The sequence below is a fragment of the Amycolatopsis sp. NPDC004747 genome (assembly GCF_053601335.1).
In genome coordinates this window covers 15,465-35,079 of the sequence record NZ_JBSGBQ010000001.1, presented here as the reverse complement: position 1 = coordinate 35,079, position 19,615 = coordinate 15,465, and the positions used below count along the sequence as shown (strand labels likewise).

Sequence of the window (19,615 nt, the reverse complement as noted above, 5' to 3'; positions counted from 1 at the left end):
GTGATGCGGTGCATTAAAAGGGTTCGGGCGGGGAACCCCGAAGGCATGACGGCCACCGACCCCGAGACCAGGGCGCCCCGGCGGGGCCCCGCCCCCGTGCAGGGCATGGGCATGCTGATCGGCCTGCTGTTCCTCGTCCTCGCCGCGCTGGAGCTGATGGCCGGGGTCCCGGCCGGCGGCGGCCCGCGCGTGCTGTTCGGCGTGCTCGCCGTGTCCGGGGTGTGGACCCTGGTCCACCTGCTGACCGGCGCCACCGCCGTGTTCTGCACCCGCTCCTCGCGCTGGGCCGCGCGGTTCCTGGTCGCCGCCGGTGTCTGCTACGTCGTGGTCGGCTTCGCCGGGCTGCTCCCGCTGCCGTCCGCGATCACCGAAGCGCTGCCGCTGAACACCGCGGGCATCTGCCTCGACCTGGCACTCGGCACCGCGATGCTCATCCTGGGAGCGGGCTGGCTCCGGCGCGGACCGGCCCGGCAACGCTGACGAGGTCGTCCCGCCGCGGGAACCGCACCAGCACCGCCGTGAGCAGCACCGCGAGTCCGAAAAGGACATAGCCGTTGCCGGTCAGCTGCTGGACGAAGTTCCAGTGCCGTTCGGCTTCCCCGCCGCGCGGCCACCACCACTGCGGCCCCGCGACGAAGAGCACCGCGCCCGTCCCGGCCAGGACGGCGAACCCCCGCCGCCGGGTCCGGCGGGCCAGTTCGGCCCAGCCGAGCAGGACGACCACGGCCCAGACCCAGTGGTGGGTCCAGGAGATCGGGGAGACCAGCAGCCCGCCCACCGCGTTGAGGCCGAGCGCGATCACCGGCTCCCCCGCGTTCAGCGCGCGCCGCACACCCCACGCCGTCAGCACGAGCACCACCGCCACCAGCGGCAGCCACCACGCCGTCCGCGCCTGGACCGGCACGCCGGCCCTGGCCAGCAGCCCGAGCAGCGACTGGTCGCCGGCGTAGGTCGGCTCGCCGACGCGGCCGGTGTCCCACAGCGCGCTCGTCCAGTACCGCACCGAGTCCGCACCGGCGAGCAGGAAGCCCAGCGCCGTCGCGGCCAGGAACGTCACCACGGCGGTCACCGCGGCCCGGGTGTCGCGGCGGAACAGGAAGTACAGCAGGAAGACCGCGGGCGTCAGCTTGATAGCGGCGGCGAGCCCGATCAGCAGGCCGCGTGGCAGGCGCGGGTCGTCCACCAGGACGTCCAGCACCACCAGCGCGAGCAGCAGCAGGTCGAGCTGCCCGGCGTACAGCGTGCGCAGCACCGGCTCCAGCACCTCGGCGGCCAGCAGCAGCACCGCCACGCGCGGCCAGTCACAGCGCGCGCCGAGCGCGCGCAGCACCGTCACCAGGACCACCGCCAGCACGCCGAGCGTGAGCAGGGTGAGCGTCAGGCAGGCGGCCCAGTACGGCAGCACGGCCAGCGGGGCCAGCAGGATCGCCGCGAACGGCGGGTAGGTGAAGAGCAGCAACTGGCCGTCGCCGGTCGGCGGCAGCGTGCCGTACAGGGCCTCGCCGTGCAGCAACGCCGCCGAGCCGAGCCGGTAGACGTCCAGGTCGACCCGGTAGGCCGGGAACCGCCAGCGGCCGCCGTTGTACGACACGAGCAGCGCCACCAGCACCAGCACCTGCGCGCCGAACAGCACGTACTTGTTCCCCAGCTTGGCCCGCACCCCTGCTCCCCCTCCGGTCACCCCCCGCATTCTGTCGGGTCCCGGCCCGGGCACCATCCGGGAAACCCCCGAGCCGCCCCCGGGAAAACCGGTTGCCGCGCGTGCCACCCTGGGCGGATGGGGACACCGCAGGGCTTCGCCTACCGCGACGAACGCGGCACGGTGACCATCACCCACCACGGCCGTCCGGCGGGCACGCTGCGCGGGGCCGCGGCCGCCCGGTTCCTGGCCGCGGTGGACCGGGGTGACGACCAGCAGCTGCTGATGGCCCGGGTGACCGGCAACTACAAGCACGGCAACGAGCGCCAGGCGCGTCAGCACCCCCGCAACCGCTGAGGTCACGGCCGTTCGGCGCCGCCCGCCGCCGTCCGCCGCGGGGATCTTGAGGCGGACGGCACGCGTTGGGCATGCTGGCGCCGTGACCTACGACGTTCAGACCATTCGAGCGCACTTCCCGGCCCTCGACGGCGGCGCCGCCCACTTCGACGGACCGGGCGGCTCGCAGGTCCCCCGCGTGGTCGGGGAAGCGGTGGCCGGGACGCTGTGCGCGGCGATCGCCAACCGCGGCGTCGTCACGGCGGCCGAGCGCCGGGCGAGCGAGGTCGTCGCCGAAGCCCGGCTCGCCGTCGCCGACCTGCTCGCCGCCGACCCGGCGGGCGTCGTCTTCGGCCGCAGCATGACGCAGCTGACGTACGACTTCTCCCGGACGCTGGCCCAGAAGTGGGGCCCGGGCGACGAAGTCGTCGTGACCCGCCTCGACCACGACGCGAACATCCGCCCGTGGGTCCAGGCCGCGGCGGCGGCCGGCGCGGCGGTCCGCTGGCTCGACTTCGACCCGGCCACCGGCGAGCCGGCCCCGGTCGCCGGGCTGCTGTCGGAGCGGACGCGGCTGGTCGCGGTGACCGCGGCCTCGAACCTGCTCGGCACCCGCCCGGACATCCCGGCGATCGCGGCCCAGGTGCACCGGGCGGGCGCGCTGCTGTACGTCGACGGCGTCCACCTGACCCCGCACGCCCTGGTGGACATCACGGAGCTGGGGGCCGATTTCTACGCGTGCTCGCCGTACAAGTTCCTCGGGCCGCACCTGGGCGTGGTCGCGGCGGCGCCGTCGTTGCTCGAGACGCTGCACCCGGACAAGCTGCTGCCGTCGACGAACGCGGTGCCGGAGCGCTTCGAGCTGGGCACGCTGCCGTACGAGCTGCTCGCCGGAACGACCGCGGCGATCGGCTTCCTCGCCGGGCTGGTCCCGGGGACGGGCTCCCGCCGGTCCCGGCTGGCGGCGTCGATGACGGCGCTGGAGGCGCACGAGAACGCGCTGCTGGCCCGGCTCGACGGCGGGCTGGCTGCCTTGCCGGGGGTTACGCGGTACGGGGCGCCCGAGCGGCACCGGACACCGACGGTGCTGTTCTCGGTGGAGGGCGTCGCGTCGCAGGCGGTGTACGAGCACCTCGGTGCGCAGGGCGTGAACGCTCCGGCGGGGAGTTTCTACGCGATCGAGTGTTCACGGCGCCTGGGGCTCGGTGACGCGGGAGCGGTCCGGGCGGGCATCGCGCCGTACACCACCGAAGACGACGTGGACCGCCTGCTGGCCGGAGTGGCATCCCTGCCGCGGGACTGAGCGCCGGTTGCGTGGCCGGCTCTCTGCTCACGGGTCAGGAGGGTGGTGGGGCCACCACGCGGAGCTGGAGCATCGCCGCGAACCTCGCCTCCGGGTCCGTCACGTCGAAGCCGCCGACCTCGGTGAGGCGGCGCAGGCGGTAGCGGAAGGTGTTCGGGTGGACGTGGACCGCCGCGGAGGCCGCGATGACGTCGCCGAACGCGTCCAGCCAGGCCCGGAGCGTCTCCACCAGGTGGGCGTGGTGCTGGGCGTCGTAGTCGAGGAGGCGGGCCACCGCGCCGGTCGGGCGGTCGCCGCGCGCGGCCACCAGGTCCTGCAGCTCCAGCAGCAGGGCCTCGACGTGCACGTCCCCCAGCAGCGCGACGCGCCGGCCGGCGCCGCTGCCTGACCGGAGCACGCGCAACGCCCGGTCGGCGCTGCCGCGGGCTTCCGGCAGCTCGGCCGCGTTGCGCGCCACCGGGCCGATGCCCACCACCGCGCGGACGCGGTCGCCGACCCGGTCCAGGAAGTCCTTGGCGATCCGCAGGGCGCGCCGCTCGGCGTCGGTGTCGCGGGTCACCGGTACCAGCCCGTACGCCGTGTCGCCGACGAGCGCGGCGGCGCACCGCGGGTGGACCGCGCTCAGGTGCATCGCCAGCCCGTCGCTGAGCCGCTGCCGGTCGGCGGCGAGCTCGGCGTCGGCGGCTCCGGACCCCAGCACCGCCAGCGCCAGCACGACGACCGGCTGGTCGGCCAGCCCGAGCCGGCTCAGTGCCTCGCGTGCGCCGGCCCCGCCTTCGAGGGCCGTGCTCAGCAGGTCCGCGCGCAGCCGCCGTTCGACGTCGGCACCCGCCCGCACGCGCAGCAGGTGCAGGGCCACCACCCGGGCGGCGTCGCGGAGGGCCTGCGTCCGGTCGGGGGTCAGCGGTTCGCGCACCGCGGCCCAGATCGAGCCGAGGACCTCGTCGCCGGCCCGGACCGCGACCGCCACCCGCGGGACCAAGATGCCTTCCGGGTTCTCCGGCGACAGGTGCACGTAGACCGGCTCGTCGCTGCGGTAGAGGTCGCGGAACACGCCGCGCTCGGCGAGCATGCGGGCGAACCGCTCGGGCACCTGCCTGCCCAGGATGGTCTCGACGCGCGAAGGGTCGGCTTCGTCCTGACGTCCGGAGAACGCCAGCACGCGGGAGCGCCGGTCCTCGATGGTGACAGGCGCGTCGATCAGCGCGGCGATCGCGTTGGCCGCGGCGAACAGGTCACCCGACGGCAGCCCGGCCAGCGTCTCCGGCTGGGCGTCGCCGACGTCCCCCTCGGCCAGCAGCGACCGCAGCATCGCGGCGAGCTGGGCCCAGGACGCGCCCCGGGCGAGGCCCAGCAGGGCGACGCCGGTCTCCTCGACGGCGGCGGAAACCGCGGCGGTCACGGTGACCGGGGCGCGCAGCACGAGCCCGGCCGCGTCGTGGCGGGCCAGCGTCCGCAGCTGCCGCACGACGTCCTCCGGGTCGGCGAGGCCGACCCCCAGCACCAGGGCGTTCTGCGGCAGCGCGGGCTCGTCGAGCGGATCGTGGATGGCGACGCCGCCGATGCCGCCCGGGCGTTCGCCGTCGCCGAGGACGAGGTCCAGGAGCGTGCCGCCCAGGTCGTCGAGGACCCGGCCGAGGCCGGCGTGCGGGCGCAGGTTCACGGAAACGAGCACCTCCTGAAGCTAGGCGCGACGCCCCCAGCCTAGTTCGTCGCCGCGGACGAAATCAGCCTTCGATTCGGTCGGCGGCGACCAACTCCTCCCACGCCCGCGGCGGCCGGGTCCGGCGAAAACCGCGGCTAACTCAGCTTCGCCGCCACGTTGTACGCCTCCACCAGCAGCTTCGCGTTCGGCACCCGCCGCCGTGGCTCGACCCGGATCGTGCGGCTCTCCCCCGGCAGCAGCCAGAAGTAGTTGTCGCCGTAGCGGGTCGGGAGCACGCGGTCGGTGCCGTTGCGCTCCCGCAGCGACAGCCGGATCATCGCCGCCACCGTCCGGCCGTCGTTGCGGATCGTCGCGGTGTAGGCGTCGCCGTCCGCGCGCAGCGACGTCGTCAGGCGCGCGCCCGGGAGCTGGTTCAGCGCCCGCATCGCCGCGTCCGTCCGGTAGCGCCAGTACGTGTTCTCCGACAGCACCGTGCCGCGGCCGTCGGTCAGGGTCAGCCGGAGCAGGTGCAGGTCCGGGAGCCCGTCGGCGAACGGCACGGTGAACGCCGCCGCGGCCGAAACCGGGGCCACGTCGAGCTGCTGCTGCACCGGGGCGCCGAGCGAGGCGCCGTCCAGGGCGAACAGGCGCGCGGTCGCGGTCACGCCGGCCAGCGCGCCCGGCGTGTGGTTGACCACCCGGACCTGCCACGTCGTCAGGTCGGCCTGCACGTGGTGGTGCTCGCAGCCCTTGCGCGCGCCGTAGTAGCTGCCGTTGACGTCGAGGTCGTAGTCGTAGGTCTGCCAGACCGTGCTGTGCCAGGCCGGGTGCGACATCCACAGCAGCACGCCGGTGGCGTCGTCCCACAGCTTCGCGTTCCAGGCCTCGAAGATCGCGCGCATGCTTTCGTAGTTGACGAACTGGGCCTTGCGGCAGAACTCGGCCAGGCCGGTCGACGGCGCCAGCCGGGCGTCGATCGCCGCGAGGTAGCTCTGCGGGGACTGGTTGCCGTTCGTGGACCAGTCGTGCAGGAACCACGGCGCGCCGATCGGCCAGCCCGGGTCGTCCGGCCCGGCCAGGTTGCGCATGCTCTCGACCACCGACACCGTCGGCAGCCCGATTTCGCTCCAGAACCCGTACTTGCCGCCGGTCGCCTCGCCGGTGAAGTACCGCTTCGGGTCCTGCCAGAAGTACGGGCCGTCGCCGGTGATCACGCCGCCCGCCGAATTGCCCTGGTAGAGCAGGTCGGTGTTCGAGTGGACCAGTTCGCGCAGTGCGTTGTCGATCACGGCGGGCGGGGTGCCCTCGTTGCAGCCGAACCAGACGGTCGCGCAGGCGTGGTGGCGGTAGCGCAGCACGGTGTCCTTCGCCTGCGCCAGGAAGATGTCGTGGTTGGCCGGGTCGGTCGACCAGCCGTCCCAGAACTCGTTCCACAGCAGGATGCCGTACTTGTCGCAGGCGTCGAACAGCTCCGGCCGGTACGACGACCCGACCCAGTTGCGGATCAGGGTGAAGTTCATGTCGCGGTGCATCGCGACCACGGCGTCGGCCCGCTCGGCGGGCATCCGGCGCAGCAGCTCGTCCCAGCCCCAGCTGCCGCCGCGGGCGAAGATCTTGACGCCGTTGACCAGGAACGTCAGCGGCTTCGGGCTGTTGTCCACCGAGGCGGCGTCGGTCCAGGTCCCACCGTCCTGCGACACCTGGATCTTGAAGGTCGCCGCGTACGCGGTCTCCCAGGTCAGCACGACGCGGTCGAACGCCGTCGCGGCACCGAGGTCCACCTGCAGCCACTGGTTGTCGCTGTACTCGGACGTCCAGCGGGTGTTCGGATCGCCGTCGAAGGCGCGCTCGGGCGGGTTGCCGTCGGCCACCGACTGCGCCGCCGACGGCTTGCCCTGGGCGAGGTCGGGGCCCGAGCCGTCCTGCACGGACATCGTCCAGAGCGAGAAGCCCCAGCCGGTGGCGCGCCGGAGGCCCTGCATGCGGACGAACCGGGCGTTCTGCGGCGGCAGTTCGACGGTCTGGGTGGCCCGGCCGTCGGCGATGACGATCGGCAGGTCGTAGCGGTAGCCGATCTCGCGCAGGCCGATCCGGACCGTCCGGCGGTCGCTCGTGGCGGCGCCGATCGCCGCGGTCAGCGTCAGGTCGTACAGGTTCGGGTCGCCGTAGCCGTTGGGCCACCACAGCTTCGCGTTCTCGACCCGCTGCCGCGGGAACACCACGTCGGTGGACTGCCCGGCCGGGACCGTGACCGTCGCCGTCAGGTTCACCGGGCCGAACGCGGCCGTGACCTTGACGCGCTGCGCGGTCGGGGCGGCGTTGCGCACCGGGACGGTGAGCGTCACCTCGGCGGTCTTCGCGTCCGGCACCTTCGTGTCGACGCGAACGTCGCCGAGCACGGCGGCGCCGGTGGAGCGCAGGCGGACGTGGTCCCAGAGGCCGGCCGCGCGGTCGCGCACGGCGGGCATCCAGTCCCAGCCGGAGACGGCGAGGTAGGTCGGCGAGTTGTCGAACATCGTGCCGCCCGCGTCGACCCACGAACTGCCGTCGGCCCCCTTGTCGCCGGGGCTGCCCGGCCGCGGCATCGGCGAGATCCGCACGGCCAGGACCTGCTCGCCGGTGCGGCGCAGCGCCGCGGTGACGTCGTGGACGCCGCGGCCGAAGGGGTGACTCTGCGTGGCGATTCGGGCGCCGTTGAGCCAGATCTCCGCCTCGTGGTTGACGCCGTCGAACTCCAGCCAGACGTGCCGTCCGGGCGAGGTGTCCAGGCCGCGTGGGACGGTGAACCGGCGGCGGTACCACCACGCGTGGCGCGAAAGCGCTTCCGGGACGTGCAGGTTGTTCATCCCGGACACCGGGTCGGGCAGCTGGCCCTGCTCGACGAGCGAAGCCAGCACGGTGCCGGGCACCGTCGCCGGGAGCCAGCCGCGGGTGTCCACAGTGGTACCCGAAAGGGACTGGCCGTCGCCGGTCGGCGCCCAGTCGTCCATGGTGAGCACCCAGCCGGATTCGAGCGGCACGGTGCCGTCGGGCGCCACGGAGAGCGCGGGCGGGTCGTCGTTCGGGCGCACCGGGAAGCTCGTCCAGCCGCGGACCGCCGGCCGGGTCTCGCGGCAGGTGCCGAAGACCTGGAAGCCGTTGAGCCCCAGCGGGTTCGTCGTCGAGCGCCGGCTCGCGGTGAAGCGGACCCAGCGCGCGGTGACGGCCAGCGGGATCGTGACGACGCCGCCCGTGCCCGTCTCGGTGTGGTGCACGGTGCGCCAGGCCTTGCCGTCACCGGAGACGTCGAGGTCGAACGCCGTCGCGTAGCTCGACTGGATCTCGAAGCCGCTCGTGCGGGAGCGGGAGGCGCCGGCGTCGAAGGCCGGGTCGCCGGGCCGGGCTTCGAAGGTGAGGACGACGGATTCGATGGCGCACGGAGCCTGCAGGTCGACGACGATCCACTGGCCGTCGCCCTGGGCGGCGCGCCATCCGGACCCGCGGACGCCGACCTGGGCGAGGCCGTCGACGGCGAACCCGGCCGGGGTGGCGGCGTAGGCGGTCGACGAGACCTGGACCGGCCGGAACAGGGCGAGGTCGCTCTTGCGGCTCTCCGGCGCGGCCGGCTCGGCCGACGCGACACCGGGCAGGACGGCCGCGAGGCCGAACCCGGCCAGCAGGCCGGTCCCCGCGGTCAGGACGTGCCGACGGGACATCCCGGCCACCTCCGCGCGCTCGTTCTCCTCCGCCATGCGGGCTCCGTTCTTCAAGCGGCGACCGGGACCTGGCGGGGTGTGGCGCCGAGCGGGTGACAACGTTGCCAGGAAGCTTCCGCCGCGGCCGTCGACACCGTCAAGAAGACAAGGAGGACAAGAATTCGGATAAATGACATCGATGTCTTCGCCCGGTGCCGCCGAGCAGCGCAAGGTAAGATTGCAACGAACTTGCAGCGATTTACGGAGGCTTGAGTGGTCCAGGTCGAACGCACGGTCACGGTGGGCGCGCCGATCGGCGCGGTGGCGGAGTACCTGGCCGACTTCGCGCACACGGAGGACTGGGACCCGGGCACGATCTCGTGCACCCGCACCGACCCGGGCCCGATCGCGGTGGGCGCGCAGTGGCACAACGTGTCGGAGTTCCGCGGCCGGAAGACGGAGCTGGACTACCGGCTGACCCGCCGCGAGCCGGGCAAGGTGACCTTCGTCGGCGAGAACAAGACGGCCACCTCGACCGACGACTTCACGCTTTCGGCGGCCCCGGAGGGCACGCTGGTCCGGTACCGGGCCACGATCGTCTTCCACGGCTGGGCGAAGCTCGCGAGCCCGCTGCTGAAGCGCGAGTTCGAGCGGCTGGGCGACGAGGTGGTGCCGGAACTGCGCCGGGTGCTCGGCGCGTTGGCCTGACCGGCGCCGGTCCTCAGTCCTCCGCGTGTTCCACCGCGAGCTCCACGGCCGAGGCCAGGTCGTTCACCCGCCGGAAGCCGCGGTCGCCCAGGTGCGCCCAGCCGGGCCCGGCCGTGCCCACCTCGCACCCCGAGGCGCGGATCCGGGCCGCCAGGAGGTCGTCCGCGGTCGTCGGGGCCATCGACCACAGCACCACCAGCACCGGGTCCAGGCGGGTTGCCAGGTCCGCGACCGTTTCCGCCGGGACCAGCTGCCCCAGGTACGCGACCGGGACCGCCGCCTCGGCCAGTACCGCCCGCAACGCCTCGATCGGCAGCGAGTGCCGTTCCGCCGGGCAGCAGGCCAGCAGCACCGGGCGGCCCGGCACCGCGGCCGGGAAGCGGCGGCTGAAGCGCTCGAGCGCCAGGGAGATCTCCGACGTCAGCGCCCATTCCGAGGCGAAACAGCAGTCGCCGCGCTGCCAGCGGTCGCCCAACCCGCGCAGGACCGGGGCCAGCACGTCCGTCCAGGCCGCCGCCGGGCCCAGCGTGGCGAGCGTTTCGTCCAGCAGCCCCGCCACCGACGCGTACCGGAGCTCGTCCGCGGCGTCCGTGAGCTCGCGCGCGCGGCGGGACGCCGGCACCTCGAGCCCGGCCGGCATCCGGCCGAACGCCGCTTCCGCCGCCTCGCGGACCGGCATCCCCCGCCCGACCAGCCGCTGCATGTGCTGCAAGCGGCGGACGTCCGCGTCGGAATAGCGGCGGTGCCGCCCCGCGCCGGCGGGCGGGCCGATCCCGTAGCGCGCGCTCCAGCTGCGCAGCGTCACCGGCGAGACCCCGAGCAGCTCGGCCACCTTGCCGGGTGCCCAGGCACCGGCGACGGGAAGCGCGTCGTTGTCGGGTTCCACCGTGCCCCTTCACCTCGCGGACCGTGAACTGCCGAAGTTTAGCGATGTCCGCGTCGGCCGAACGGCGAAGACACGCAGGCCCCGGCGGGGCGGCGCCCCGCCGTGACCACCCCCGTAACAGGGGTACCCGCCGCCACCCGGAGCCACACTCGCATCGCAACGCTTGCGCATCGGTACCTCCGGGCGCAGCCACCCGCCGCACGAGTGATCTTGACCGGTGGCGGGTACCCGCCACCTGGGAGGAAGGAACCGATGACCGATCACCACCCCGCGTCCGGCGTCGCCAGCACGACCGACGCCGGCGTCGTGACCGTCCACTGCGCGGGCGAACTGGACCTGGAAAGCGCCCCGGAACTGCGGGATGCCCTGCTCGGGCCCATCCACGCCGGCGCCCGCGGCGTCGTCGCGGACCTCACCGAGACGACCTTCTGCGACTCGACCATCTTCAGCGTGCTGGTCGAGGCCTACCGGGCCGCCACCGCGCGGAACGTGCCCTACGCCATCGCGGCCGGCGAGACCGCGGTCGTCCGCCCGCTGCAGATCCTGGGCCTGGACCGGCTGCTGCCGCTGCACACCGGGCCCGGCACGGCCCAGGAGGCCGTCGCGGGCCGAGCGACGAGACGCGACGACCCGCCCGGGACGAGCACCCCGCGGTCGTGACGCGCGGGCGTTGATCACCCCGTCGGCCCTGGTCCGGCGCCTCCGCGTTCGCTAGCTTGACGGTGATCGCAGTCTTCTGCGCCATCGCCGGGCGGCGCCGCGGGGAGCCGCCGGTCCGGCCGCTTCCAGGGGGACCCACCGTGTCCAGAACACCCCTGCGCGGGGTGAGACGGCTCTTCGCCGTGCTCGCCACCGTGCTCACCGCCGGCGCGCTCACCGTGCCGGCCGCCCACGCCGACAACCCCGCGCTGGTCATCACGGCGTCCGTCGGCGCCGAGCCCCAGCTGATCGGCAAGCCCTTCCCGGTCACGCTGACGCTCACCAACCCGACCGACCAGCCGCTCACGAAGGTCACGGTCTGGGACGAGCACCTTTCCGGCTCGTGGCTCTCGGTCCAGGACTGGGCGGGCCTCGGCGGCAGCCAGCAGGCCGGCGTGCCGCTCGACGCGGGCGCCACCCGCACGTTCACCATCACCGCCGTCGTCTGGAACTGGAACTCCGACGTCCCGCACGAGCGGTTCCGCGCCGACTGGTCCCAGGGCGGCGACCTGGCCGTCCCGCTGCTCGACCCGACGACGACCCACGGGTCCGCCTCGGGTGTCGTCTACGGCGACCGGAACGAGAACGGCGTCTTCGACGCGGGCGAGGGCCTCCCCGGCGCCATCGTCTACGTGTCCGGCTCCGGCGGTTCGATCGAGACCACCACGGACGCCGACGGGCGGTACACCTTCACCGACCTGCCGGCCCGGCGCTACTGGATTTCCGCGTACAACCTGCCGGGCGGCTGGGTGCCCGAGTCCGGCTCCCCGCAGTACGCCGACGTCGACGGCAGCGACCCCGGGCCCGCGGTGCCGCTGCGCGGGCTCCGGCCGTTCAGCGAGAAGGTGCACGCGACCGGCTCCTTCGACCGCACCACCTACCAGGTCGGCGACCCCGTCCAGGTCACCTTCACGCTGACCAACGTCAGCGGCAGCGACGTGCACGGGATCAGCCTGGGGTGTGACCGCTTCGGGTCCGCCGACCACCTGCTCGGGTGGACCGGCTGGGCCGACATCGCCACTCCCGGCTCGTTCGACCTGGCCGCGGGCCAGACGCGGACGTTCACCGAGACCGGCACGGTTCCCACGGTCGCGCCCACCTACGGCTCGTTCTACCTGGCGTGTGACTTCGGGCCCGAGCCCGGGGGCGGCGAAGGGCTGCCCGCGGTCACCCTCTTCGCCCACGTCCCGGCCCCGCCGGCCGGCACCGCGGGCCTGATCTACCACGACGACAACAACAACTACACGGTCGACCCGGGCGAACCGATCACCGGCGCCACGGTCGAGCTGGTCGACCGGGTCGACGGCTCGGTGACCGCGACCGCCGTGTCGGACGAGCAGGGCCACGTGGCGTTCGGGAGTGTCCCGGCGGGCCCGTACGACGTGCGCGTCGACGGCTGGCAGCCGGTCGACGGCGAGGGCGGCACCCTCTTCGTCGGCACCTGCTCGAACTGCGGCCAGGAGTGGGACCTGCGGTACCGGCACTGAACCCGCCGGAGAGCGGACCGGCCGGCCCCTCCGGTCCGGTCCGCTCTCCGCGGTGCCGGTCCGTCCGGGCACCGCGATCACCCGGCAGTGACCGAAAACTCGCGGAATTCCCCTGCCCGCCAGACTGCGCCGCGGGCCGGTCAGGCCCTAGGGTTCGCATCATGAAGGTCGGCCTGCTCACCCGCGAATACCCGCCGGAGGTCTACGGCGGCGCCGGGGTCCACGTGGAGTTCCTCGCCCGGGAGTTGCGACCGCTGGTCGACCTCGACGTGCACTGCTGGGGCGCGGACCGCCCGGACGCGACCGGGCACACCGATCCGCACGGCTACCGGCAGCCCGCGTTCACGACCATGGACATCGCCGTCTCCATGGCGAACGCCCTCGAAGGTCACGACCTCGCGCACAGCCACACCTGGTACGCGAACCTCGCCGGGCACCTGGCGAAGCTGACCCACGGCATCCCGCACGTGCTCACCGCGCACTCGCTGGAGCCGCTGCGGCCGTGGAAGGCCGAGCAGCTCGGCGGCGGCTACCGCGTCTCGTCGTGGATCGAACGCGAGGCCTACGAAGCCGCGGACGCGATCGTCGCCGTCAGCGGCGGCATGCGCCGGGACGTCCTCGCCGCCTACCCCGCCGTGCCGCCCGAGCGCGTGCACGTGATCCACAACGGCATCGACACCACGCTCTACCGTCCCGACCCGGGCACCGGCGCGCTCGCGAAGCACGGCATCGACCCGGATCGGCCGTACGTGCTGTTCGTCGGCCGGATCACCCGGCAGAAGGGCGTCCCGCACCTCGTCCGGGCCGGCGCTTCGCTGGACCCCGGGGTCCAGCTGGTGCTGTGCGCGGGCGGCGCCGACACCCCCGAGCTCGACGCCGAGTTCCGCGGGCTGGTCGCCGAGCTGGAGAAGACCCGCACCGGCGTCCACTGGATCCCGGAGATGCTGCCGCGCGAGGAGGTCGTGCAGCTGCTGACCCACGCCGCGGTGTTCGCCTGCCCGTCGGTCTACGAGCCGCTCGGGATCGTGAACCTCGAGGCGATGGCGTGCGGCACGCCGGTGGTGGCCAGCGACGTCGGCGGCATCCCCGAGGTCGTCGACGACGGCCGGACCGGGCTGCTGGTGCACTACGACGAGCAGGACCCGCAGGGGTTCGAGGCGGGCCTGGCCGCCGCGCTGAACGAAGTGGTGGGCTCCCCGGAACGAGCCGCCGCGATGGGTGCCGCCGGCCGCGAGCGCGCGGTCGGCGAGTTCGGCTGGAAGGCGATCGCCGAGCGGACGGTCGCCCTCTACGAGGCGTGTGGGAGGTCGCTGTGAACAGCGAATGCCATGTCCTGGGCATCGTGCTCGCGGGCGGCGAGGGCAAGCGCCTGATGCCGCTGACGGCGGACCGGGCGAAGCCTGCGGTGCCCTTCGGCGGCACGCACCGGCTGATCGACTTCGTGCTCTCCAACCTCGTGCACGGCGGCATCCGGCGGCTGTGCGTGCTGACGCAGTACAAGTCCCACTCGCTCGACCGGCACATCTCGACGACCTGGCGGCTGTCGTCGCTGACCGGCGAGTACGTCACGCCGGTGCCCGCGCAGCAGCGGCTGGGCCCGCGCTGGTACCAGGGCAGCGCCGACGCGATCCACCAGAGCCTCAACCTCGTCCACGACGAGAACCCCGAGTACATCGCGGTGTTCGGCGCGGACAACATCTACCGGATGGACCCGCGGCAGATGCTGGAGGCGCACATCGCCTCCGGCGCGGGCGTCACCGTCGCCGGCATCCGCGTCCCGCGCAAGGAGGCGAGCTCGTTCGGGGTCATCCGGACCACCGACGGGCTGCTGATCGACGCCTTCATGGAGAAGCCGGCCGACCCGCCGGGCCTGCCGGACTCGCCCGAAGAGGCGTACGTGTCCATGGGCAACTACATCTTCACGACGAAGGTGATGCTGGAGGCCCTGTACGCCGACGCCGAAAACGCCGCGTCGCACCACGACATGGGCCGGGACATCATCCCGGCGCTGGTCAAATCGGGTGAAGCCGCCGTCTACGACTTCAACACCAATGTGGTACCCGGCGAAACCGCGCGCGACCACGGTTACTGGCGTGACGTCGGAACCATCGACAGCTACTACGACGCGCACACCGACCTGATTTCGACGCATCCGATCTTCAACCTCTACAACCGGCGGTGGCCGATCCTCGCCCACCCCGGCCAGCGGGCCGCGGCGAAGTTCGTCGAGGGCGGCTCGGCGAACCAGTCGATCGTGAGCAACGGCTGCATCATCTCCGGGGCCCAGGTCGTCGACTCGGTGCTCTCCCCCGACGTCATCGTCGAGCAGGGCGCGGTCGTGCAGGGCTCGGTCCTGCTCGACGGCGCCCGCGTCGGCCGCGGCGCGGTGGTGCGGCGGGCCATCCTGGACAAGAACGTCGTGGTCCCGGCGGGCGCCCACATCGGGGTCGACCTGGCCCGCGACCGCGGGCACTACCACGTCAGCGAGGGCGGGATCGTCGTGCTGGGCAAGGGGGAACGCGCGATCTGAGCCCGGTCAGCGGCGGGTGGCGGCCGAGATCCGCTCGACGACCTGCCGGGGGTCGATCCCCCAGCGTTCGGCGAGCTCGGAGATCGACGCTCCCGCCGCGTACTCGGCGGCGATCATGCTGTTGACGACGCCGGCCACGGCTCACTCCTCGGCCACGGGTGTCGGGCACCCGGGATGCCACCCGTTCGTCGCGGACTTCGATCAAGGTGCGGCCGGCCGGCGGTGGCGCTCACCGCCCGGATTTGCCCGGCTCACGCGGCGCTTTCGGATTGTTGGCCTTCGCGCGCGTCGCGCTGAACACGGCATCGAAGATCGGCGTCGGCTCACCGTCGTCGCGCTTCGGCCGTTCGTCCCCCGAAGTACTCTTTTCCTCTCCCACGCGCCCAGTTTCTGCGACGGCGGCCGATTTCGCTGACGCGAGCACCGAAAATCGCCCGCCCGGGGGATCCCGTTTTCGCGCTTTCCCGGCGTCGAAAAACGATTTCACGGCGTGCATTTCCGCGGCCGGCGGGAATATCCCGGCCGGTCCGCGGATTGCACCGGGCATGAAGGCAGTCGTCTACCGCCGCCACGGCGGACCCGAGGTGCTGGAGCTGTCGGAGCGGGCCGTCGCGGACCCGGGACCGGGCGAGGTGCGCGTCCGGGTCGTGGTGTCCGCGGTCAATCCCACGGACTGGAAGGCCCGCAGCGGCCTGCGCGCGGAGCCCGGGGCCGAGGTCCCGGAAACGGTCCCCAACCAGGACGGCGCGGGCGTCGTCGACGCGGTCGGCCCGGACGTCACCGGGTTCGCGCCCGGCGATCGCGTGTGGCTGATCGTCGCCGGCGCGTACGGGCCCGCGTCCGGCACGGCGCAGGAGTACACGGTGCTGCCCGCTTCGAAGCTGGTCCGCCTGCCCGACGGGGCCGGCTTCGACGACGGTGCCGGGCTCGGCGTCCCGGCGCTGACGGCGCACCGGGCGCTCACGGTCGCCGAGGACGGGCCGTCCCGCCTCTCCCCCGGCGCGCTGGCCGGCCGCACGGTCCTGGTCAGCGGCGGCGCGGGCGCGGTCGGCAACGCGACGATCCAGCTCGCCCGCTGGGCCGGGGCGACGGTGATCGCGACGGTCAGCAGCGACGCGAAGGAGGCGCTGGCCCGGGCGGCCGGCGCCGACCACGTGCTGCGGTACCCGGACCCCTCGCTGGGCGCCCGGATCCGCGCGGTCGCCCCGGACGGGGTGGATCTGGTGGTCGAGGTCGCGATGGGGGTCAACGCGAAGCTGCACACGGAGGTCCTGCGCCCCCGAGGCACGGTGGCGACGTACGGCGACGACCGCGGGACCGGGAAGGTGACCCTGGACTTCGGGCCGAACCTGTGGCTGAACGCGCGGTACCAGTTCCTGGTGCTGTACACGGTGGGCGAGGACAAGCTCCGCGCCGGCGCGGAGGACGTCACGGCGGCGATGGCGGACGGCGCGCTGGGGGTCGGTGAGGAGCGCGGGGTGCCGCTCCACCGGTTCTCGCTGGAGGACACGGCGAAGGCCCACGCGGCCTCGGAGGACGGGATCACCGGGAAGGTGCTGATCGACGTGGGTGCGGCGGACTGAGCTCCCGCTGAGGTCTGCGCCCCAAGGCGGCCTTGGTTGCGTCTGACGCACCCAAGGCCGCTTTCGTTGCGTCCCACCCACCCAAGGCCGCCTTCGTTGCGTCCCACCCACCCAAGGCCGCCTTCGTTGCGTCCCACCCACCCAAGGCCGCCTTCGTTGCGTCCCACCCACCCAAGGCCGCTTTCGTTGCGTCCCACCCACCCAAGGCCACATTGGGGCGCTGGTGCACCTGGCCAAGCCGGACCTTTCGGCCTGTCCGGACAGCTCCGCCCGGACAGGCCGGCTTTCCTGTCGCCGGACAGGAAAGCCGGGTCAGGACAACGCCGCCTCCGCCAAGCCGATCTCCTCCTGCACCGCCCGGCCCGCCCGCAGCCGGCGCTCGGCCTCCGCCGGCCGGCCGAGCGCCGCGTCGGCGGCGGCCAACCCCAGCAGCGCCCGCGCCTCCTGGGCGCGGTAGCCGATCCGGCGCGCCGTCGTCAAAGCCAGGCCGTGCGCCGAGGCCGCCGCGGCCGGGTCGCCGGTCGCCCGGCTCGCCGCGCCGAGGCTGTTCGCCGCCATCATCAGCAGGAGCGGGTGGTTCAGCCCGCCGAGGATCGCGCAGGCCCGCTCGGCGTGCTCGCGCGCCTCCGCCGGGCAGCCGTCGACCAGCAGCACCTCCGCCGCGTCGATGCGGCTCCACGCCTCCCCGAACGCGTACCCGGCCTCGACCGCCGCCCGCACCGCCTTCGACGCCGTCGCCCTCGCCTCCGGCAGGCGGCCGAGGCGGGCCAGCACCAGGGCCAGCTGGGCACTCGCCAGGATCGCGCCGCGCGCGTCGCCGAGTTCCTCGCGGATGGCGCGGGCGCGCGCGGCCGACGTCAGCGCGTCGTCGTAGCGCCCGAGCACCTCCTGGGCGTTGCTGAGGTTGCCCCAGGCCACACAGGCCACCGCGTGGCTGCCCGTCTCCCCGGCCAGCAAGAGCGCCTGCCGGTAGAGCCGGACCGCGTCCGCGTACCGGCCGAGCATGCCGTGCACCGCGCCCATCCGGGCCAGTGCCGCCGCCTCGGCCGCGCGGTCGCCCGACTCGCGGACCAGCCGGAGCCGCTCCGCCGAAGTTTCGACGGCTTCGGCCAGCCGCCCGGTCTCCCAGTGCGCCGTCGTGAGGTTCGCCAGGCCGAGCTGCCGGGCGTGCGGGTCGCCCAGCCGGTCGGCGGCCGCCGCGCCCGCGCGGGCCAGCGCCGTCAGCTCGTCGCGGTGCCCCTGCTCCCGCAGGGCGGCCACCGCGCGGTCGGCGATGCGCCAGGCGTGCTCGTCGTGCCCTTCGAGCGCGGTGACGGCGACCAGGTTGGCGCGCTCGGCGGCGAAGGAGAACTCGCCGTCGCGGTAGTGGTCCAGGAGCCGGGCCCGCGCCGCCGCGGTCTCGCCGGTGTCCGCGACCTCCCGCGCGTGCTCGGCGATCAGGTCGTGGAAGCCGTAGCGGCCCGGCGCCGGCTGCCGGAGGAGGTGGGCGTCGAGCAGGTCCTCGAGCAGCGCTTCGGCCTCGGTGACGTCCGTGCCGTACAGCGCGGCCGCCGCAGCGGCCGCGAAGTCGCCGCCCGGGTGGCTGCCCAGCACCCGGAACATCCGCCGCTGCGGCGGGGTGAGGTCGCGGTAGGACAGCGCGAACGCCGCCGCGACGTCCCGGCCACCCGCGCGCAGCTCCCCCAGCCGGCGCCGTTCCGAGCCCAGGCGCGTCACCAGGTCCTCCACCGTCCACAGTGGACGCGCCTGCAGCCGGGCGGCGGCGATCCGCAGCGCCAGCGGCAGGTACCCGCACAGCCGCGCGACCGCGGCGCCGGGCCGTCCGCCGGCCGCCGCCGCGAACAGCGCCTCGGCTTCCGGTGCCGGCAGCACGTCGAGGGAGAGGGCGAGCGCGCCGTCCACCGCGGCGAGCCGCCGGCGGCCGGTCAGCAGCACCGCGGCGCCGCCCGGCAGCAACGGCACCACCTGGCTCGCGGAGCGGGCGTTGTCGAGCACGACGAGCAGCCGCCGCCCGGCCACGCGCGAACGCCACAGCGCGGCACGCTCGTCGAGCCCGTCCGGCTGGCGGCCGGCCGGCACGCCGGTCTGCATCAGCAGGGCGGAGAGCGCGGCTCCGGCCGGCAGCGGGTCGCGGCCCGGCGTGTGGCCGTGCAGGTCCACGAACAGCTGCCCGTCCGGGAAGTCCCCGGCCAGCCGGTGCGCGACCCGGACCGCGAAGGCCGTCTTGCCGACCCCGGCCATCCCGTCGACCGCCACCGGCCGCCCGGTGCGCAGCGCTTCGGCAGCCTCGGCGACGGCGGCCGCGCGCCCGGTGAAATCCGGGACGTCGTAGGGCAGGAAGCAACGGCCGGGCGCGGGCTCGTCGTGCAGCAGGCGGTCGTAGGCCGCCCGCAGCGGCGCGCCCGGCGAGATCCCGAGCTCGTCGGCCAGGCGTCGCTTCGCGCGCTGGTAGACGTCGATGGCGTCGGCCTGGCGGCCCGCCCGGTGCAGCGCCCGCATGAGCAGCCCGACCAGGCCTTCGCGCAGCGGGTGCTCGGCGACCAGCGCGGTCAGCTCGGCGACGGCGTCAGCGTCACCGGCGTCGACCTCCGCGGCCAGGCACTGCTCCAGCACGGCCAGCCGCCGCTCCTCCAGGCGTCCGGCGTCCGGGCGCAGCGCGGCGCTCTCGACGCCGGCGAGCGCGGGACCACGCCAGCAGGCCAGGGCCGCCCGGTACTCGCCGCGGGCGGCGAGGTCCTCGAACCTGTCGAGGTCGAAGGTGCCGGGCCGCAGCGTGAAGCCGGGCCCTTCGGCGGTGAGGACGTCTTCGCCGGCGCCGGCCGCGACGAGCGCGCGTCGCAGGGCCGTGGTGAGGTTGCGGATCTGGCGCACCGCCGTCGCCGGGGGGTCGCCGTCCCACACGACGTCGACCAGCCGGGACACCGGGACCACCCGGCCGGCGCCGAGCAGCAGCGCCGCCAGGATGCGTTCCTGGCGCGGCCCCGACGGCCCGATCGGCCGCCCGCCGCCGAGCACTCGCACCGGACCCAGGACGCGGAACTCCATCGCTCACCCCGTGGCCGAGGTTAACCACCGCCGCCGCGGCGGCGGTGCGGAAGTGATGCAGCTGTGATGCACCGCCGCGG

Annotated in this window: 16 protein-coding genes; 9 read left to right on the top strand and 7 right to left on the bottom strand. The window is 74.2% G+C overall.

The window, feature by feature from the left end; all coding sequences use genetic code 11:
- The first annotated feature begins 45 nt into the window (after positions 1 to 45).
- Entirely contained in the window at positions 46 to 480 is a 435-nt protein-coding gene (locus ACWEGE_RS00165) for a DUF4383 domain-containing protein (RefSeq protein WP_449658241.1), read from the top strand.
- Here the strand turns inward: ACWEGE_RS00165 and ACWEGE_RS00160 are convergent.
- A complete protein-coding gene (locus tag ACWEGE_RS00160; protein WP_449658240.1) occupies positions 431 to 1,660 on the bottom strand; it encodes a glycosyltransferase 87 family protein in 1,230 nt (409 codons plus the stop codon). The two genes, ACWEGE_RS00165 and ACWEGE_RS00160, sit on opposite strands and share 50 nt — an antisense overlap.
- Positions 1,661 to 1,777: 117 nt before the next feature.
- On the opposite strand from ACWEGE_RS00160, the gene ACWEGE_RS00155 reads away from it, so the two are divergent.
- Positions 1,778 to 1,996 carry a hypothetical protein gene (locus ACWEGE_RS00155; protein ID WP_449658239.1) on the top strand — a complete coding sequence of 73 codons (219 nt, stop codon included), beginning with the start codon at positions 1,778 to 1,780 and terminating at the stop codon, positions 1,994 to 1,996.
- Between the two features lie 82 nt (positions 1,997 to 2,078).
- Positions 2,079 to 3,278, top strand: a complete 1,200-nt coding sequence (locus ACWEGE_RS00150; protein WP_449658238.1) for a cysteine desulfurase-like protein — start codon at positions 2,079 to 2,081, stop codon at positions 3,276 to 3,278.
- A 34-nt stretch (positions 3,279 to 3,312) separates the two neighbouring features.
- On the opposite strand, the gene ACWEGE_RS00145 is transcribed toward ACWEGE_RS00150, so the two are convergent.
- Together ACWEGE_RS00145 and ACWEGE_RS00140 are read right to left on the bottom strand one after the other, a co-directional pair.
- Positions 3,313 to 4,953: a PucR family transcriptional regulator gene (locus ACWEGE_RS00145; protein WP_449658237.1), complete on the bottom strand. Its 1,641-nt coding sequence runs from the start codon at positions 4,951 to 4,953 to the stop codon at positions 3,313 to 3,315.
- Positions 4,954 to 5,078: 125 nt separating this feature from the next.
- Positions 5,079 to 8,654 (bottom strand): discoidin domain-containing protein, encoded by a 3,576-nt coding sequence (locus ACWEGE_RS00140; protein ID WP_449658236.1) that lies wholly within the window; start codon positions 8,652 to 8,654, stop codon positions 5,079 to 5,081.
- Positions 8,655 to 8,870: 216 nt separating this feature from the next.
- Between ACWEGE_RS00140 and ACWEGE_RS00135 the strand changes: the two genes are divergently transcribed.
- Positions 8,871 to 9,305 (top strand): SRPBCC family protein, encoded by a 435-nt coding sequence (locus ACWEGE_RS00135; RefSeq protein WP_449658235.1) that lies wholly within the window; start codon positions 8,871 to 8,873, stop codon positions 9,303 to 9,305.
- Between the two features lie 13 nt (positions 9,306 to 9,318).
- Here the strand turns inward: ACWEGE_RS00135 and ACWEGE_RS00130 are convergent, their stop codons facing one another.
- Positions 9,319 to 10,191 (bottom strand): MerR family transcriptional regulator, encoded by an 873-nt coding sequence (locus ACWEGE_RS00130; protein ID WP_449658234.1) that lies wholly within the window; start codon positions 10,189 to 10,191, stop codon positions 9,319 to 9,321.
- A 252-nt stretch (positions 10,192 to 10,443) separates the two neighbouring features.
- On the opposite strand from ACWEGE_RS00130, the gene ACWEGE_RS00125 reads away from it, so the two are divergent.
- The 4 genes from ACWEGE_RS00125 to glgC all read left to right on the top strand — a co-directional run bounded on the left by ACWEGE_RS00125 (position 10,444) and on the right by glgC (position 14,907).
- Positions 10,444 to 10,851 (top strand): STAS domain-containing protein, encoded by a 408-nt coding sequence (locus ACWEGE_RS00125; protein ID WP_449658233.1) that lies wholly within the window; start codon positions 10,444 to 10,446, stop codon positions 10,849 to 10,851.
- Between the two features lie 140 nt (positions 10,852 to 10,991).
- Positions 10,992 to 12,377 (top strand): SdrD B-like domain-containing protein, encoded by a 1,386-nt coding sequence (locus ACWEGE_RS00120; RefSeq protein WP_449658232.1) that lies wholly within the window; start codon positions 10,992 to 10,994, stop codon positions 12,375 to 12,377.
- Between the two features lie 161 nt (positions 12,378 to 12,538).
- Entirely contained in the window at positions 12,539 to 13,693 is a 1,155-nt protein-coding gene (glgA, locus tag ACWEGE_RS00115; protein WP_449658231.1) for a glycogen synthase, read from the top strand.
- Complete coding sequence (gene glgC / locus ACWEGE_RS00110) at positions 13,690 to 14,907, top strand: glucose-1-phosphate adenylyltransferase (RefSeq protein WP_449658230.1); 1,218 nt, start codon at positions 13,690 to 13,692, stop codon at positions 14,905 to 14,907. Before glgA ends, glgC begins: the two co-directional genes overlap by 4 nt.
- Positions 14,908 to 14,913: 6 nt before the next feature.
- On the opposite strand, the gene ACWEGE_RS00105 is transcribed toward glgC, so the two are convergent.
- Positions 14,914 to 15,045 (bottom strand): hypothetical protein, encoded by a 132-nt coding sequence (locus ACWEGE_RS00105; protein WP_449658229.1) that lies wholly within the window; start codon positions 15,043 to 15,045, stop codon positions 14,914 to 14,916.
- Between the two features lie 91 nt (positions 15,046 to 15,136).
- Positions 15,137 to 15,454, bottom strand: a complete 318-nt coding sequence (locus ACWEGE_RS00100) for a hypothetical protein (RefSeq protein WP_449658228.1) — start codon at positions 15,452 to 15,454, stop codon at positions 15,137 to 15,139.
- Here ACWEGE_RS00100 and ACWEGE_RS00095 point away from each other — a divergent pair.
- Positions 15,453 to 16,490 carry an NADPH:quinone reductase gene (locus ACWEGE_RS00095; RefSeq protein WP_449658227.1) on the top strand — a complete coding sequence of 346 codons (1,038 nt, stop codon included), beginning with the start codon at positions 15,453 to 15,455 and terminating at the stop codon, positions 16,488 to 16,490. The two genes, ACWEGE_RS00100 and ACWEGE_RS00095, sit on opposite strands and share 2 nt — an antisense overlap.
- Before the next feature lie 312 nt (positions 16,491 to 16,802).
- Here ACWEGE_RS00095 and ACWEGE_RS00090 read toward each other — a convergent pair whose 3' ends face one another.
- Positions 16,803 to 19,535, bottom strand: a complete 2,733-nt coding sequence (locus ACWEGE_RS00090) for a BTAD domain-containing putative transcriptional regulator (RefSeq protein ID WP_449658226.1) — start codon at positions 19,533 to 19,535, stop codon at positions 16,803 to 16,805.
- Positions 19,536 to 19,615: the final 80 nt, after the last annotated feature.

Excerpts from the sequence above, each read along its gene's own strand:
- glgA (WP_449658231.1), top strand. The coding sequence starts at position 12,539 with ATGAAGGTCGGCCTGCTCACCCGCGAATACCCGCCGGAGGTCTACGGC.
- ACWEGE_RS00100 (WP_449658228.1), bottom strand. The coding sequence starts at position 15,454 with ATGCCCGGTGCAATCCGCGGACCGGCCGGGATATTCCCGCCGGCCGCG.
- ACWEGE_RS00090 (WP_449658226.1), bottom strand. The coding sequence starts at position 19,535 with ATGGAGTTCCGCGTCCTGGGTCCGGTGCGAGTGCTCGGCGGCGGGCGG.
- ACWEGE_RS00125 (WP_449658233.1), top strand. The coding sequence starts at position 10,444 with ATGACCGATCACCACCCCGCGTCCGGCGTCGCCAGCACGACCGACGCC.
- ACWEGE_RS00155 (WP_449658239.1), top strand. The coding sequence starts at position 1,778 with ATGGGGACACCGCAGGGCTTCGCCTACCGCGACGAACGCGGCACGGTG.
- ACWEGE_RS00165 (WP_449658241.1), top strand. The coding sequence starts at position 46 with ATGACGGCCACCGACCCCGAGACCAGGGCGCCCCGGCGGGGCCCCGCC.
- ACWEGE_RS00140 (WP_449658236.1), bottom strand. The coding sequence starts at position 8,654 with ATGGCGGAGGAGAACGAGCGCGCGGAGGTGGCCGGGATGTCCCGTCGG.
- ACWEGE_RS00095 (WP_449658227.1), top strand. The coding sequence starts at position 15,453 with ATGAAGGCAGTCGTCTACCGCCGCCACGGCGGACCCGAGGTGCTGGAG.